Raw genomic sequence first — 14,219 nt, forward strand, 5'->3', positions numbered from 1 at the left:
GGTCAGGGCGGGGCTATTTGAGGCCCGTGGTGGCAATGCCATTGATCAGGTATTTTTGCCCCGCGATGAAGAAGCCGATGATCGGGGCAATGGACACCACCGACATCGCGAACATGGGACCCCACATGCTTTGGCCTTCGGAGTCCATGAACGCACGCAGGGCCAGGGGAACGGTGTAGAGATCCTGGTTCTGGATGTAGAGCAGCGGTCCGAAGAATTCGTTCCACGTGGAAATGAACGTGAAGATCGCCGTGGTTGCCATGGCCGGAACACAGAGCGGGAGGATCACCCGGATGAAAGTCCGGAAGGGGCCGCACCCGTCGATCTGGGCGGCGTCGTCGAGTTCCTTCGGGAGGGATTTCATGAACTGGACCATCAGGAAGATGAAGAAGGCATTGGTGGCCATGAAGTTGGGAACGATGAGAGGCAAGTACGTGTCCAGCCAGCCCAGCTGCGAGAAGATGATGTACTGCGGGACCAGCAGCACATGGCCTGGCAGCATCAGTGTCCCCAGCATGAGGGCGAAGAACAGTTTCCGGCCGGTGAACTCCATCCGGGCAAAGGCGTACGCCGCCAGCGCGCAGGAGAAGATGTTGCCCACAATCGAGAAGACCACAACGATCATCGAGTTGATCAGATACACGTGGAAGGGCTGGTCCAGGGCAGTCCAGCCCTGTGCATAGTTGGAGAAGTCCCAGTTCTCCGGCCACAACCCCAGTTGGCGGAAAATATCGTTGCTGGGCTTCAGCGAACTGGAGATCAGCCAGAGCAGGGGATACAGCATTACCAGCCCCACCAGGCAGAGAACCAGGTGCCGCGAGAAGCGGGTGGCCGGTGTGCCCGTCAAGGCATCTTCGGGCTGTTCCTGCTTGGCCGGCTTGCGCTTGAGAGGTAGATCAAGGAGTGCCATGAGGTGCCTTAATTGTCGTAGAAGACCCAGAACTTGGATGCGATGAAATTGATGGCGGTGAAAATCGCGATGATCATCAACAGCAGCCAGGCCATGGCCGAGGCATACCCCATCTCGAACTCGGTAAAGCCCTTTTGGTAGAGGTACAGGTTGTAGGACAGTGTGGAATCTGCCGGGCCGCCTGTACCGCCGCTCATCACGTAGCCCTGGGTGAAGGTCTGGAAGGAGCCAATGAGCTGCATGATGAGGTTGAAGAAGATGATGGGGCTGATCAGGGGCAAGGTGATGCTCCGGAACTGCCGCCACTTGGAGGCGCCGTCAATGGACGCTGCCTCGTAGTACATCCCCGGGACCTGCCGCAGGCCGGCGAGGAAGATGACCATGGGCGAGCCGAAGGTCCACACGTTCAGCACAATGAGGGTGCTCAGTGAGAACTGGGGGTCGGTCACCCATGCCGGCCCCTGGATGCCGAACAGGCCCAGGAACCCGTTGACGATGCCGTCATTGCCGAAGATGTAGCGCCACAGCATCACGATGGCCACGCTCCCACCCAGCAAGGAGGGCAGGTAGTACACGGAGCGGTAGATCGAGAGGCCTTGCAGCCCGCGGTTCAACACCAACGCCACCAGCAAGGCAACAGCCAAGGAGATCGGAACCGACACGAAAGTGTAAATGACGGTGACCTTCAGGGATTGAAGGAGCCGCGGATCCTCGAACATCGCCTGGAAGTTCGCCAAACCCACAAAGTTGGGCTCGGTGAAGAGGTTGTAGTCCGTGAAGGCCAGGTACAGGGAGGCGAAGAACGGAATGATGGTGAACAGCATCCCCAGGAACCAAGGGAGCAGGAACAGATACCCTGAGCGCTGCTTTCTGCGCCGGGCAGGGCGGATGCGTGGCTTGCCGTCCGTTGTCGCAGCAGCAGCGGCGCCGGGAGGCTGCTTGGTCAGAACTGACATGATGCCACGGTCCTCTCAGGAGCAGGTCCGGACTTACTTGTTGATGGCTGCATTGCTCTTCTCCATGAAGGTCTTCGCGGCATCGGCGGGACTGACACGGCCGAACTCCACTTCGGTGGTCAGCTGTTTGAGCGTGTCGGCCACAACGCTGGCGCCCTTCGGGTAGACGTACGCGGCAGGAAGATCGTCCTTCTGGATGGCGGCCATCAGATCCACGAACGTCTTGTCATCGGCACTCAACTTGGGTGTGATGGCATCCGCCACCTCGGGATTGATGGGAACACCGCGCTGGGTGAGGACTTCGGCAGCGCCCTCGGCGTCATTGGTCAGGAAGTCCACCAACTTGGCGGCTTCCTTGGGGTGCTTGGATTTGGCAGCGATGGACCACAACATGGTGGGATCAGCGGAATAACCACGGCGCTCGCCGGTGGTTTCGCCCGGAATGCGCAGCAGGACCACCTCGCCTTCAACTGCCTCGTTGTAGCCCCTGAAGTTGTTGATGGGGATGATCTGGGAGGCAACCGTTCCCTTTGCCAGGTATGACTGGGCAGGGGACCCGCCGATCTGCTCGAAGAACCCCGCCGGCGGATAGCCGCCGGCCTTACGGAGATCCACGCTGTACTGGAACCAGTCCTCGATGGTCTTCTCGCTGACACCGAGTTTGTTGTCCTTGGTGTAGAAGTCCTCGCCGCGTTGACGGGCGAGCATGATGGGGCCCGTTTCCGTGGAGACGTCGTACCCTGCTCCGTAGACTTTTCCGCCGGTCTTCTCCGTGACTTCGGTAGCGAACTTGGCGTAGTCCTCCCAGCTCCAGGTCTTGTCATCCGGGATGGTGACGCCGGCCTGGTCCGTAATGGTCTTGTTCACCACCATGCCGATGGTGGTGACGCCGGTGGCGAGGCCGTACAGCTTTCCGTCCACCTCGCCGCGGCTGAGGGTGGTGTCGGGAACCTTGTCCAGGTTCAGTTCGGGGAATGACTTGAGGTCCGCCAAGGTCCCGCGTTGGGCGTACTCCAAGAGACTGCGGTTGGCCATGGCCAGGACGTCCGGCGGGTTGCCGCCCGCGAAACGCGTGGCCAGCTTGTCGGCGTAGGGTCCGCTGTCCTGGTATTCGGTCTTGACGGTGATGCCCGGGTTCTTCTTTTCAAAGATCCGCAGGGCCGCTTCCGTCATTTTGGCGCGGTTGGCATCGCCCCAGAACACGAAGTTCAACTCAACGTTGCCGCCGTTGCCCGACGGTGCGGCGCCACCTCCTCCGCAGCCGCTGAGGGCCAGGCCGGCCGCGATTACGGCGGCGCCCAGCACCGTCCTGCGCGGGATAGGAGTGTTTGCTGTCTTCTTCATTGAATGACGCCTTTCTGGGTGCCCTGTGAGGAGGGTCGATGCGGTGGCCGGCTGATCCAAGCAGAAAGTTTCTGCCCAACAGAACCTGATATGTGCGGTCTGCGCCGAGGATTGAGCATTCTTTGAGGGTGAAAAAGTAGTGAGTAAACGATTTCTAGCAAGGAACTACTGTGACTGTCAACACGTCATTGCATTCTGGTTCGAAATTATTAAAAGAAACTTTCTTATGGTGTTGCCGAAGTCTTTCCGTCATGTTTATGCTGATCCCACACCCAGCCAACCCGTCCGAAGGAGGCCGAATGGGCAGCTTCCACCTCAGGGGAGCCGAGGTGGTCCAGGAGAATCCCGGCGATGACCTGGCCACCCATCTGGCGCCAAGGCCCTACCTGCATCCCGTCCGGACACTGGGCGGGGCGGTCCTCACCGAGGCCGCGCCATCGGACCACCCGCACCATCTGGGGCTGTCACTGGCTTTCTCGGATGTGAACGGCACCAATTTCTGGGGCGGATCCACGTACACCCGCCAAGGCCCCGTGGTCCTCCCGAATCACGGGCGCCAGGTTGCCTCGGCGTGGGAACATCACGACGGAATCGCGGAAGCCGACGTCGACTGGTTCTCCTCCGGTGGTCAGCAGCTGGCGGGCGAACGCCGGAGCTACACATATCAACTACACCCCGCCCCGGCCACGTGGAGCTTCTCCTTTAACTCAGTGATCCGCCCCGCCGGTGACGTGCAGCAACTGTCCGTGTCGTCGTCGGCCGTCAAGGGCCGCGCAGGGGCCGCTTACGGCGGTATCTTCTGGCGTTTTGCCGCAGGCGACAGCCCCGCACACGTGCTGTGCACGGACGGGGCAGGCGTGGAGGCAGCGCACGGTTCGCTGTCCCCGTGGCTCATGGTGGGCACCCGGCAGCAAGGCCAGGGCGTCAGCGTCGTCCTCGCCCAGGATCCCGAACACGTGCGTCCCTGGTTCATCCGCACCGAAGGCTATGTGGGTGCCGGACCTGCCGTTGCGTGGGACAGCCCAGCCCTGGCCGACCGGCGCAAGCCGCTCACGCTCAGCCTCCACGCAGTGATCCACGACGGCAAGGTGGACACCAGCCAGCACGCCGAAGAACTCCTTCACCAGCACTTTCACTTCAGCAACTCTCCCGACAGGACGACATGACAGCCATGGGACATCGACCCCGCCTTCCCGAATACACCAACCCCATCCTCAACGGTGACTGGCCGGACCCGGATGCGGTCCAGGTCGACGGGGTGTATTACCTTATTGCTTCCAGCTTCAACCGCGCCCCGGGCCTGCCGGTGCTTCGCTCCAGGAACCTGGTGGACTGGGAGCACGCCGGGCACGCCCTCGCTGAACTGCCGCAGCATGGCCACTATTCGCTGGTGCGCCACGGAAGCGGAGTCTGGGCTCCCTCGCTGCGCCATCACGACGGCAAGTTCTGGATCTTCTACCCGGACCCGGACCACGGCATTTTTGTGCTGAGCGCCGAGAAGGCTGAGGGTCCGTGGAGTGCGCCGCACCTTTTGTATGCGGGCCGCGGCCTCATCGATCCCTGCCCGTTGTGGGACGAGGACGGGCAGGCCTACCTGGTGCACGGCTGGGCGAAAAGCCGCATCGGGGTGAAGAACCGGCTGACCGTCCACCGGATGAGCCCGGACGCGACACGGTTGCTGGATCACGGAACCCACGTCATCAACGGCGAAGACCTGCCCGGCTTCACCACGCTGGAGGGGCCCAAGTTCTACAAACGTGACGGCTGGTACTGGATTTTCGCGCCGGCCGGTGGGGTGGCCACTGGATGGCAGTCGGTCTTCCGCTCGCGTTCCCCGTTCGGGCCATACGAGGAACGGCGGGTACTGGAACAGGGCGATTCGCCCGTCAACGGCCCGCACCAGGGAGCCTGGGTCACCACGCCCGAGGGGCAGGACTGGTTCCTGCACTTCCAGGACCGCGGCGCCTACGGCCGCGTGGTCCACCTCCAGCCCATGGGCTGGGACGCGGACGGCTGGCCATGGATGGGCAAACCAGCGGACGACGGCGGACCGGGAACCCCTGTGGCGACGCACCCCTATCCGGCGGGTACTTCGCCCGAGGACGTGGCCCCACCCACCAGCGACAATTTCACCTCCCCTGGCCTGGGGCCGCAGTGGCATTGGCAGGCCAACCCCCGCAAGGAATGGTTGTCCACCTGTGGAGGAGGGCACCTGGTCCTGCGTCCGCAGGCCAACGATCCCATCAATCTCCGCGAACTCCCCAACGTCCTGGGCCAGATCCTCCCCGGCGTTCCGTCCACCTTCACCACCACGCTGGAACTGGACGATGTCCCGGCCGGCACCCGGGCCGGCGTCGTGATTCTTGGCCAGCGCTACGCCTGGCTGGGCATCGTGCGCACGGGTGACGGGTACGTCCTGGGCAGCGGCACCGGCAGCGAAGGTCCGCAGGAACTGCCCGTGGGGCGTGCCGTGGACCTACCGGGGCCGAGGATCGAACTACAGATCCGGACAGATGAGACGCCGCGGGCAACGTTTGCCTGGCGGGTGGGCCCCACGGATCCATGGCAGATTCCCCTGTGGGATTTCGAGGTGGTGGAGGGACGCTGGATCGGGGCTGAGCTGGGAATTTTCACGGCGTCGCCCTTGGGTTCGCGCGAAAGCGGCAGTGTTATCGTTGGACCCGTGCGGGTCGAAACTGCGCCGGTCCGCCGGTCAACGGCCCCGCGCATTGCCGCTTCAGTTTCCCCATGAGTTCAAGGACCGCACCGTTGACCGCCACTCCGCGCCCCAGGATTGCAGATGTGGCTGCGGTTGCGGGCGTCTCCGTGCCCACTGTTTCCAAGGTGCTGAACGGCCGTTCCCACGTTTCTGAAGCCACCCGCGCCCGTGTGCAGCAGGCGTTGGAGGAGCTCGACTACACCAAACGGAACACGCCCTCGGAGCCTGGGCTGCTGCAATTGGTGGTGAACAACTTCGATTCGCCGTGGGTCCTGGAAACCATGGAGGGAGTGGAAGCTGCGGCGGCCAGGTTGGGCTACACGGTGGCCTACACGCGGGCCGTAAACGCCACTGCGGAGAACTGGCAGAAGCTTCGGGAGCCTTCCAGCAACCGCCTCGATGGTGTGATGCTCCTTGCCCCGCGCCAGGGATCAGCTCTGGTTGCCCAGACGCGAGCCCTGAACATTCCAGCTGTCGCCATCGACCCCGAGGGGTCGGAGGGGCTGCAGATACCCAGCGTCAGCCCGGCGTCGTTCTCCGGAGCCCTGGGCGCGGTCTCCCATCTGCTCGGGCTGGGGCACCAACGCATTGGCATCATCACCGGCCGCGTGCACAGCCCCGGCCACGGCCGGGCCCGTTACGCGGCCTATGCTGCTGCGCTGCACGAAGCCGGTCTCCCGGTCCTTTCCGACTTCGTGCGCGACGGCGACTTCAGCATCGAGTCGGGCCTTCGCCTGGGTGGGGAGCTTCTGGACCTGCCCGAGCGGCCGACAGCAATCTTCACCGGCAGCGACCTCCAGGCCCTGGGTGTCATGAACGCCGCAGCTCAGCGTTCCCTGAAGATCCCCGACGACCTCAGCGTTGTAGGCTTCGACGACATCGCCCAGGCGGCCCTGACGTCCCCGCCGCTCACCACGGTTAGGCAACCGCTGGCCCAGCTGGCGTCGATGGCCGTGGGCATGCTCGCTGAGCAGATCGAGCAGCCGGGCCTTGGTTCGTCCAGTGCCCTCGAGGTCGCCACGGAGCTGGTGGTGCGCGAAAGCACCGCCCCACCCCGCGACTAGCTGGGCAGCCCCGGGCCTGGTCGGGCAGCCCCGGCCCTAATGGCCCTGGAATGCCTCCGCCAGCCACCATGAGCCGCCGTCGGAGGCGATTTTGGCGTCGATCACCAACGGACGGTCTTGTGTCCCGGCTTCGTAGGCAGCGACCCACGGTCGGACGGCGTCGAGGTCGGCGAGGGTCCGGACGGTGACTCCATCGGCGCCAAACCCGCGGGCGATGGCGGCAATGTCTGTCTCCGGGAAAACCACGCTGGCCAGTTCGGCTTCGGAATGCTGCGGAGCGAAGTGGTGCACTTCGGCTCCGTACGCGGCATCGTTGTAGACGATGCACACCAGCGGCAGTTTTAGCCTCGCGGCGGTCTCCAGCTCGCTGATCCCCATGAGGAATCCGCCGTCACCCGCGCCCAGCACCGGCAAACGGTGCGGCTGGGCAAGCGCGGCTCCGATGGCTGTGTAGAGCCCCAGTCCGATCGCCTGGAATGCCTGGGTGAAGCAGAACCCGAACTCATCCGGCACGGCGAGGTACTGGCTGGGGTAGCCCATGAAGTTGCCGGAATCGATGGCCACAATCCGCTCCGCCGGGAGCAGGGTGTCGAGTTCGCGGGTAAGGACCCGCGGGTCGATGGAAGTTGCCGTGGACAGGTCTTCGGTGTCCACGTCCCGCCAACGCGCCTTGTGTTTAATGGCCAATGCGTTGGCTTCGGTGCGGTACTTTTCGGCCGGCTCCGGCTGGACACCCCGCAGAGCGTCCAAGACATCCTTGGCCGTCAGCGCCGAGTCGCCCAGGACGCCCAACGTAATGGGCCGGTTGGCGCCCAGCGCGGAATCCTCGACGTCGACCTGCACCACTGTGGTGCCGGCGGATATCAGCCTGCCGTGCCGCATGGTCCACATGTTCAGCGCGCAACCCCACCCGACGATCAGGTCCGCGCCGCTGATGAACTCCGCAGTGAGCGGTGATGAAAAGCCGCCCGAAATGCCCAGGTTGTGGGAGTCGCCGTTGAACAGCCCGTTCGCCACCGCGGAGGTCGCCACCAGCGCGCCGGCATGATGCGCCAAGTCCAGGATTTCGTCCCGGGCACCGCGTCCGCCACGCCCGGTGACGAAGACAGGACGTTCCGCTGTGGCAATGAGGGCGGCCAGGTGCTCCGCTCCGGTGGCGGCCGGGCGAACCTTCAGCGGTTCAGGCACGACGACGGCGCCCGCCTCGTCCGCGGCCGTGGCACTTTGGATGTCCAGCGGCAGGCTCAGGACCACGGTGCGGCGCTCGTTCACTGCGGTCCGGAAGGCCCGGAGGGTGTCCGCGACGGCTGTGGCGGGGGAGTGGATCCGCTCCGCTACGGCCCCGACACTGCGGGCCAGCCCATCCTGGTCGATCATGAAGTTGGATCGGATCGCCGCTGCCTGGGTGTCCGCGGTCAGCACGATCATCGGGGTTCGGCTTTTCGCGGCCTCTCCGATTCCGGTGATGGCGTTGCTGAGCCCGCAGCCCTGATGCGTGGTCACGACACCCACTTTGCCGGACATTCGGGAGTAAGCGTCCGCCATGGTCGCGGCGCCGCCTTCGTGCCGTGCGGCGGTGAACGGGATTCCTTCGGCCATGAGCGTGCCGGTGACATCGAAGTTTCCGCTGCCCACCACCCCGAAAACATGCCCCACGCCGAGCTTCGCCAGCGTCCTGCCGACCAGCTCGGAAACCCGGGCCTGCCCGGTCATGCGCGCTCCACCAAGGCGTACACTCGGCTGGGGCTGCCCGTGCCACCGACGATAGGCAGCGGCGCGACCACCAGCGTGGCGCCTGTGACCGGAAGCCGGTCCACGTTCCGCAGCGAGGTCACGCCGTACTTGTCCGCGCCCAGCAGGAACGAATGCACCGGGAACATCGGGTCCAGTGCACCGGCCTGGCCGGCGTCGATACCCACGGTTTCAACACCGAACCCGCTGATCGAGGTGTTGCTGGCGAGCCACTTGGCACCTGCCGCAGAGACGCCGGGAGTGTGGGGGCCGGCGTCGTCCGCGTTGACGAAAGCTGCAGCATCCGTGCCGTGGGCCGACCAGCCCGTCCGGAAGATGACCCAGCAGTTCTCCGGGAAAGCCCCGTGCTGTTCCTGCCACTGCTCAAAGTGCTCGGGCTCCAGCAGGAAGTCCGGGTCCGCCGAAGCCTCTGTGGTCTTATCCATCACCGCGAGGGGGCCCACCAGGCGGTGGGGTTCGATCTGGTCCACGGACTTGCCGTCCTTGCCCGTGATCCAGTGGACGGGAGCGTCCAGGTGCGTCCCGGCGTGTTCGCCTACGGTGACGTCGTTCCACGCCCAGGCCGGGCCGGCGTCGTCGAAATTACTCACCGGCGAGACCGACAAACCCACCGTATTCGCGAACGGCTGGGGCAGGTTCAGGATGGGGGTCTCGGAACTCAGGGGCGTGGTGAGATCGATGATCTCCACCGAGCCGTTCGAAAGGGCTGTAGTGAGCCCGGCCAGAACAGACATTGTTCTCCTATCGCTTGCGTGGTTTCAGTGCTGCTTGAATACGGGAAAGTCGTGGCTCTTTAGTGGTCAGTTTTTGGGCCACCAAGTGCCCGGAACCGCCGGAAAGGCCTGGGCCCGGATGGGTGGAGGCGCCGATGTGCCAGAGACCGTTGATGGGCGTCCGGTGTCCTGCCGCTCCCGGGAAAGGACGCCAGAGCAGGTTTTGGAACAGCTCCGCAGAGCCTCCGTAGGGATCACCGTTGACGGCATTGGGATTCGCGGCCAGCAAGTCCGTCGGTGCCATGATGTCCGACGCCAGGACCGTAGCCCGGGTGCCTGGGGCGAAGTGCTCCAACCGGTCGAGGACCCGCTCCAGATAGTCCTGCTTCAGTTCGTCGGTCCAGCCGCCGGTTACGTCCAGTTGCCCGGCCGCATCGCCGACGGGCGTGAAGGGCACTTCCTGCAACTGCAGCCACAAGGTGGCCTTGCCCTCCGGTGCCCGCGACGGATCCAGGACGCACTGTTGGCCCACCACCACCGTGGGTTCACTGGGCAGGAGGCCCGCCTCAGCCTGGGCACATGCGATCCCTGTGCTGTCCGAACCGTTGCTGATGTGCACCAACGGCACCCGGTTGAGCCGGGAATCCAGCCACTCAACGGGCTTGTCCAAGGCGAGGTGGATCTGCAGGGCACCCCGGCCGTTCTGGTAGCGTTCGGCAGCCGCGGCGGTACCGGCAGGTGGCTGGCTGAGCAGCCGGGTATACAGTGCCTGCGGCGAGACGTTGGCCAACACGGTGCCTGCGGCGAGCACGCCCCGTGGGGTGCGGACACCGGTGACCCTGCCTGAACCGCTGTCCACCAGGATCTCTTCCGCCTCAGCACCCAGCATGATCCGGACGCCGTTGTCGCGAAGCAACGACTCAAACGCCTCAACAAACTTTGAGGAACCACCCTTCACCACGGGGATCCCGAAGCCGTGCATGCTCATGGCCATCACCGGCAGCATCACCCCACCTGTCGCCTGGTCCGGTCCCAGGCCGGCATGCAGGAGCCACGGAGACCACAGTTGGTCCGCTTCCCACCCGTCGAAGCGGCTGCGCGTGTAGTTCCGTCCGCTCATGACCGAGTCCCGGACGAAAAGTTCGGTCGCTTTCAAGCGCCCCCGTCGAACCGCGCCCAACACGATTTTCGCAACATCGCTGAATGATCGAAGCTCGGCCCCGAAGGCCCCAAAAACGGTGTCCGCATTCCGCCCAAGGTCATCCAGCATGGCCAGGTATGCGGCTTGATCGGCGGGAACCTTAAAGGCGGCAGCCGTCTCACCCGGATCCCGGTGGGCAATGACCACGCGGTGGGCGCCCGTGGCGGGATCCGCTGCGACGCTTGCGGTCACTTCCGCCGTAGTGTTGCAGTACTCCAGCCCCCTGGCGTGCAGTTCCTTGCCCAACGCCGCGTAGGCGCCGCCGGAGACGAACAACGGGTGCCAGGAGGAGAAGGAGTCGTGGATGAAACCCGGCAGGGTCCGCTCGGCGGAATGAATGAAACCACCCAGCCTGTCCGACCTTTCGATGATGCAGACGCGCTGGCCGTCCATCGCCAGCTCAGCTGCCGCGACCAGGGAATTGATGCCCGAGCCAATGATCGCGACGTCAACGGAATCGTGCATATCTGCTCCTTTCAAGGGTGGTCAGAAGTCCGGGTGGCTGGCGGTGGCGTGGTACTTCCCGGCATGGAACACCAGGGGAGCGCCGCCGTCGTAGTCGTATTTCTCCACTTCGCCCACATAGATGACATGGTCGCCGGCGTCGTGCCGTGAGACCGTGCGGCACTGGAATGTCGCCACGGCGCCATCCAACAGCGGGACTCCGGCGATGCCCTCAGTGGTTTCTGTTCCGGCGAACTTGTCGGTGGCGGGGGTCGCGAACTGGCGGGAGAGGACGTGCTGGTCGCTGGCCAAAATGTTGATGGCGAAATGCGTGGCATTTTCGAAGTCACCCAGGCTCGGCGACCGCTTGCCGGGACACCACAGCACCAAGGGCGGTTCCATGGAAACCGACGTGAACGAATTCGCCGTCATGCCCACTTTCCGGCCGTCAGCGGCAACAGTGGTCACCACGGTGACGCCGGTGGCAAACTGCCCCAACGCGCCCCGGAAATCGCGGACATCGAACACCGAGGTGTCTTCCTCTTTGCGGGCCTGCATGAAATCTGCCGCCGCGGTGGCGTCGAACCACCAGGGGTACGAGGTCCTGGGGTCATCGAAGCCGGCCGCAATTCCCGCTGCCAGCGCAGGGTGTTCCGCGGCTTCGCTGAGCAGGGTCTTCTGGTGGTCCCTCCGCGGCTTCAGGAGGTCGTTGGTCCATTCAACGGCCCACTGGCCCCATCCGCGCCAGAACTCATCGAACGTCCGCTCCATCCAGTGGCGGTCGAACGGTTGTTGGCCCCGGCGAACGATCGAATCCAGGTAATACTTGGCGGCCAGCGTTGCGTTGTTGGAGCCCTGCCCGGTGAGGGGGTCGTTGAGGAGCACGGCGTCACCGAGGCCGAACACCAGCTTCCCGTTCCCGAGTTCCCCGACGGCGGACCTCACCGTTGGCGTGATGCGTCCCAGCAGCGTGGCGCCTTCGTCGGTCAATTCCGCGTCCTCGAAATTGCCGGCTTCGTGCGGGAAATGCTCGCGCAGGATCTCCAGCGAACGCTCAAGCTGCTCTTGGGGGCTTCCGACGCCGGTCCAGCGGTCCATGGGGCCGCCCACCACGCCTTCGAACACCATCATCCGGCACGGACCGGAAACGGTCAGGCCCGGAAACGTGAAGAACTCGCCGACGCCGGGGGCCATGGACATGCGGATGGCGGCGGCGCTGGTGGAGGTGTTGTCGGGTGACGTCCCGGCCACCCCGCTGGCGGCAGCACCGCTGGCGGCAGCACCGCCGTCGGGCGTGACGTAGTTGAGCGCCAGGACCCGCTGCGGCCGGTCAAAGGGCGACTTGGCCTTGTCCCGCGGAAAGATCTGGCCGATCTCGCCCTTGCCGGTGCTGACAATGACAAGTTCGTAGTCGCGGGCGAGTTCTTCGAGCATGCGCGGGGTCACTTTCTCAATCCGGAAGTCACCTCCGGCTGCCACGAACGTCTCGATCCAGAGGGCACTCTTGATCCGTTGGTCGATGGAGCGGGCAGGCCCGTCCAAGGGGGCTTCCCACTCGATGGGTTGGTCAGCGTCTACCCGTAAGCGGATGGAGGTGATGCCCGGGACGGTACCGGACCCGTAGAACTCCGTGAGTGCCGTGCCCATCTGGGCTTCGGCGTCCAGGGCTGTGGAGAACATGCACTGGCTGGACATGACGTTGCCCGTGCGGATCTGGGCCGCGGAACGGTCCGAAAGGAGTGTTACCGGGTAGCCCTCCCGCTGCAGGCCCAGGGCCAGTTGGGCACCGGATTCCCCGGCCCCGACGATTGCTATCTTTCGCATGTTTGAGTCCTTAGTGGCAGGGGTGTGCTACGAAACCTTGGCGGTGGAAAGGGTGGCCAAGTACTCAGCGGCCTTGTCCGGATACATGAACCATTCCTGGAATTCCGGAGGGTGGTTGAAGCCGTTGGCAAAGCGGTGGGCAATATGCGGCTCGTTGTTCGCGGCGCCCAGGAGTTCAAGGACGTGGGGCGGCGGCGGGGCCAGGAGGGCATTTGTCCAGTGTGCAACGTGCTGGGCGTAATCCCAATAGCGCTCGAACGTGCCCTGCATGAACTCTGCGTCGTAGGCTGCGTTGCCGTGCTCGATGATGCTGTCCATGTACGACGCCGCGCACTTGCTCGCGTTGTTGGAGCCCTGGCCGGTGATGGGGTCGTTCAACACCACGACGTCGGCCAGGCCCAGTACCTGCCGGCCGCTCGGCAAGGTGGCAATCGGGTGGCGGACGGTCGGGGCAAACCTGCCTTGGAGGACGCCGTTGGGATCGGTGAGTTCCACGTTCGTGGCGCGTTCGGCTTCCCACGGCAGGAAGGTCTTCAGGATGTTCTTGGAGTTCTCCAGGTGCTCTTCGGGGGACAGTCCCTTCCAGGTGTCCATGGGGCCGCCGGGAACGCCTTCGAAGACCATGATTTCGCAGGGGCCGGTAGTGGTGAGTGCCGGGAAGACGAAGTACTCACCCACGCCGGGGATGAGGTTGAACGACACCGCCGAATACTCTTCGCGCGGCTTCAGTCCCTTCACGTAGGTCAAGGCAAGGGCCCGCTGCGGGGCGTCGTAGGTGCTGCGTTCGGCGTCGCGGGTGAAGAGCTGCGCGATCTCGCCCTTGCCGGCTGCCACGATCACCAGGTCCGAGTCTTGCGTGTACTTTTCCAGCTCGCCTACTCCGGCGTCTTCGAACACCAGCTCGCCGCCGCGCGCGGTGAACTCCTCCATGAACCGCGGGAATTTCACGCGCTGGTCGATGGACTTGGCACGGTGGTCCAGGCGTGAGGACCAGCTGATGGCCTTCCCGCCAGGCAGTTCGGGGTGGGGAATGGTGAAGGAGATGCCGTCAACGGTGGGGGCGTCGGGCCAGAAATCCAGTCCCAGCGCCCGTTCGTGTTCCAAGGCGTTGTGGAAGATGCACTGGCTGGAGGCTACTTTGCCCTCGCGGATTTCCTCCGGGGTGCGGTTGGAAATGGTGGTGACCTGGAAGCCGGCGTCCAGCAGGCCGATGCCCAGCTGCAGTCCGGACTGGCCGGCGCCGACTATGGTGATGTGGCGTTGCGTCATGGTGTTGCCCTTTTCTCTTGGTC

The 14,219-nt window shown here is 64.4% G+C and carries 11 protein-coding genes; 3 read left to right on the plus strand and 8 right to left on the minus strand.

The genetic code is table 11. The features are described 5' to 3' along the window. Window positions 1–13: 13 nt before the first annotated feature. Genes QF015_RS20555 through QF015_RS20565 form a run of 3 tightly spaced genes read right to left on the minus strand, consistent with a single transcriptional unit; the run spans window position 14 to window position 3,210 of the window. Complete coding sequence (locus tag QF015_RS20555) at window positions 14–910, minus strand: carbohydrate ABC transporter permease (protein WP_310203733.1); 897 nt, start codon at window positions 908–910, stop codon at window positions 14–16. Window positions 911–918: 8 nt separating this feature from the next. After that, window positions 919–1,866, minus strand: coding sequence for a carbohydrate ABC transporter permease (locus QF015_RS20560; protein ID WP_429390588.1), 948 nt, complete (start codon window positions 1,864–1,866; stop codon window positions 919–921). A 33-nt stretch (window positions 1,867–1,899) separates the two neighbouring features. Continuing rightward, entirely contained in the window at window positions 1,900–3,210 is a 1,311-nt protein-coding gene (locus QF015_RS20565; RefSeq protein ID WP_429390589.1) for an ABC transporter substrate-binding protein, read from the minus strand. 299 nt (window positions 3,211–3,509) lie between these two features. Between QF015_RS20565 and QF015_RS20570 the strand changes: the two genes are divergently transcribed. Genes QF015_RS20570 through QF015_RS20580 form a run of 3 tightly spaced genes read left to right on the plus strand, consistent with a single transcriptional unit; the run spans window position 3,510 to window position 6,993 of the window. After that, on the plus strand, window positions 3,510–4,376 hold the full coding sequence (locus tag QF015_RS20570; protein ID WP_429390590.1) for a PmoA family protein: 867 nt from the start codon (window positions 3,510–3,512) through the stop codon (window positions 4,374–4,376). Window positions 4,377–4,381: 5 nt separating this feature from the next. Then, window positions 4,382–5,962 carry a glycoside hydrolase family 43 protein gene (locus tag QF015_RS20575; protein WP_310203721.1) on the plus strand — a complete coding sequence of 527 codons (1,581 nt, stop codon included), beginning with the start codon at window positions 4,382–4,384 and terminating at the stop codon, window positions 5,960–5,962. Continuing rightward, the gene (locus tag QF015_RS20580) at window positions 5,959–6,993 is read left to right on the plus strand and encodes a LacI family DNA-binding transcriptional regulator (protein ID WP_429390591.1); all 1,035 of its coding nucleotides are present in this window, start codon (window positions 5,959–5,961) and stop codon (window positions 6,991–6,993) included. The genes QF015_RS20575 and QF015_RS20580 overlap by 4 nt, the downstream gene beginning before the upstream one ends. Window positions 6,994–7,029: 36 nt before the next feature. Here the strand turns inward: QF015_RS20580 and QF015_RS20585 are convergent, their stop codons facing one another. The 5 genes from QF015_RS20585 to QF015_RS20605 are packed head-to-tail and all read right to left on the minus strand — an operon-like array spanning window position 7,030 to window position 14,196. Then, complete coding sequence (locus tag QF015_RS20585) at window positions 7,030–8,706, minus strand: thiamine pyrophosphate-binding protein (protein WP_429390592.1); 1,677 nt, start codon at window positions 8,704–8,706, stop codon at window positions 7,030–7,032. Further along, on the minus strand, window positions 8,703–9,479 hold the full coding sequence (locus QF015_RS20590) for a cyclase family protein (protein WP_310203713.1): 777 nt from the start codon (window positions 9,477–9,479) through the stop codon (window positions 8,703–8,705). The genes QF015_RS20585 and QF015_RS20590 overlap by 4 nt, the downstream gene beginning before the upstream one ends. A 7-nt stretch (window positions 9,480–9,486) precedes the next feature. Next, complete coding sequence (locus QF015_RS20595; protein ID WP_429390593.1) at window positions 9,487–11,124, minus strand: phytoene desaturase family protein; 1,638 nt, start codon at window positions 11,122–11,124, stop codon at window positions 9,487–9,489. A gap of 21 nt (window positions 11,125–11,145) precedes the next feature. Then, window positions 11,146–12,927 (minus strand): flavin reductase, encoded by a 1,782-nt coding sequence (locus QF015_RS20600; protein WP_429390594.1) that lies wholly within the window; start codon window positions 12,925–12,927, stop codon window positions 11,146–11,148. A 27-nt stretch (window positions 12,928–12,954) separates the two neighbouring features. Beyond that, the gene (locus tag QF015_RS20605) at window positions 12,955–14,196 is read right to left on the minus strand and encodes a styrene monooxygenase/indole monooxygenase family protein (RefSeq protein WP_429390595.1); all 1,242 of its coding nucleotides are present in this window, start codon (window positions 14,194–14,196) and stop codon (window positions 12,955–12,957) included. Window positions 14,197–14,219 lie beyond the last annotated feature (23 nt).

Source organism: Paenarthrobacter sp. TE4293 (genome assembly GCF_050435325.1).
Lineage (GTDB): Bacteria > Actinomycetota > Actinomycetes > Actinomycetales > Micrococcaceae > Arthrobacter > Arthrobacter nitroguajacolicus_C.

What these genes read in the sequence shown, in the direction of transcription:
- QF015_RS20555 (WP_310203733.1), bottom strand. Translation starts at nt 910, where the DNA reads ATGGCACTCCTTGATCTACCTCTCAAGCGCAAGCCGGCCAAGCAGGAA.
- QF015_RS20560 (WP_429390588.1), bottom strand. Translation starts at nt 1,866, where the DNA reads ATGTCAGTTCTGACCAAGCAGCCTCCCGGCGCCGCTGCTGCTGCGACA.
- QF015_RS20565 (WP_429390589.1), bottom strand. Translation starts at nt 3,210, where the DNA reads ATGAAGAAGACAGCAAACACTCCTATCCCGCGCAGGACGGTGCTGGGC.
- QF015_RS20570 (WP_429390590.1), top strand. Translation starts at nt 3,510, where the DNA reads ATGGGCAGCTTCCACCTCAGGGGAGCCGAGGTGGTCCAGGAGAATCCC.
- QF015_RS20575 (WP_310203721.1), top strand. Translation starts at nt 4,382, where the DNA reads ATGGGACATCGACCCCGCCTTCCCGAATACACCAACCCCATCCTCAAC.
- QF015_RS20580 (WP_429390591.1), top strand. Translation starts at nt 5,959, where the DNA reads ATGAGTTCAAGGACCGCACCGTTGACCGCCACTCCGCGCCCCAGGATT.
- QF015_RS20585 (WP_429390592.1), bottom strand. Translation starts at nt 8,706, where the DNA reads ATGACCGGGCAGGCCCGGGTTTCCGAGCTGGTCGGCAGGACGCTGGCG.
- QF015_RS20590 (WP_310203713.1), bottom strand. Translation starts at nt 9,479, where the DNA reads ATGTCTGTTCTGGCCGGGCTCACTACAGCCCTTTCGAACGGCTCGGTG.
- QF015_RS20595 (WP_429390593.1), bottom strand. Translation starts at nt 11,124, where the DNA reads ATGCACGATTCCGTTGACGTCGCGATCATTGGCTCGGGCATCAATTCC.
- QF015_RS20600 (WP_429390594.1), bottom strand. Translation starts at nt 12,927, where the DNA reads ATGCGAAAGATAGCAATCGTCGGGGCCGGGGAATCCGGTGCCCAACTG.
- QF015_RS20605 (WP_429390595.1), bottom strand. Translation starts at nt 14,196, where the DNA reads ATGACGCAACGCCACATCACCATAGTCGGCGCCGGCCAGTCCGGACTG.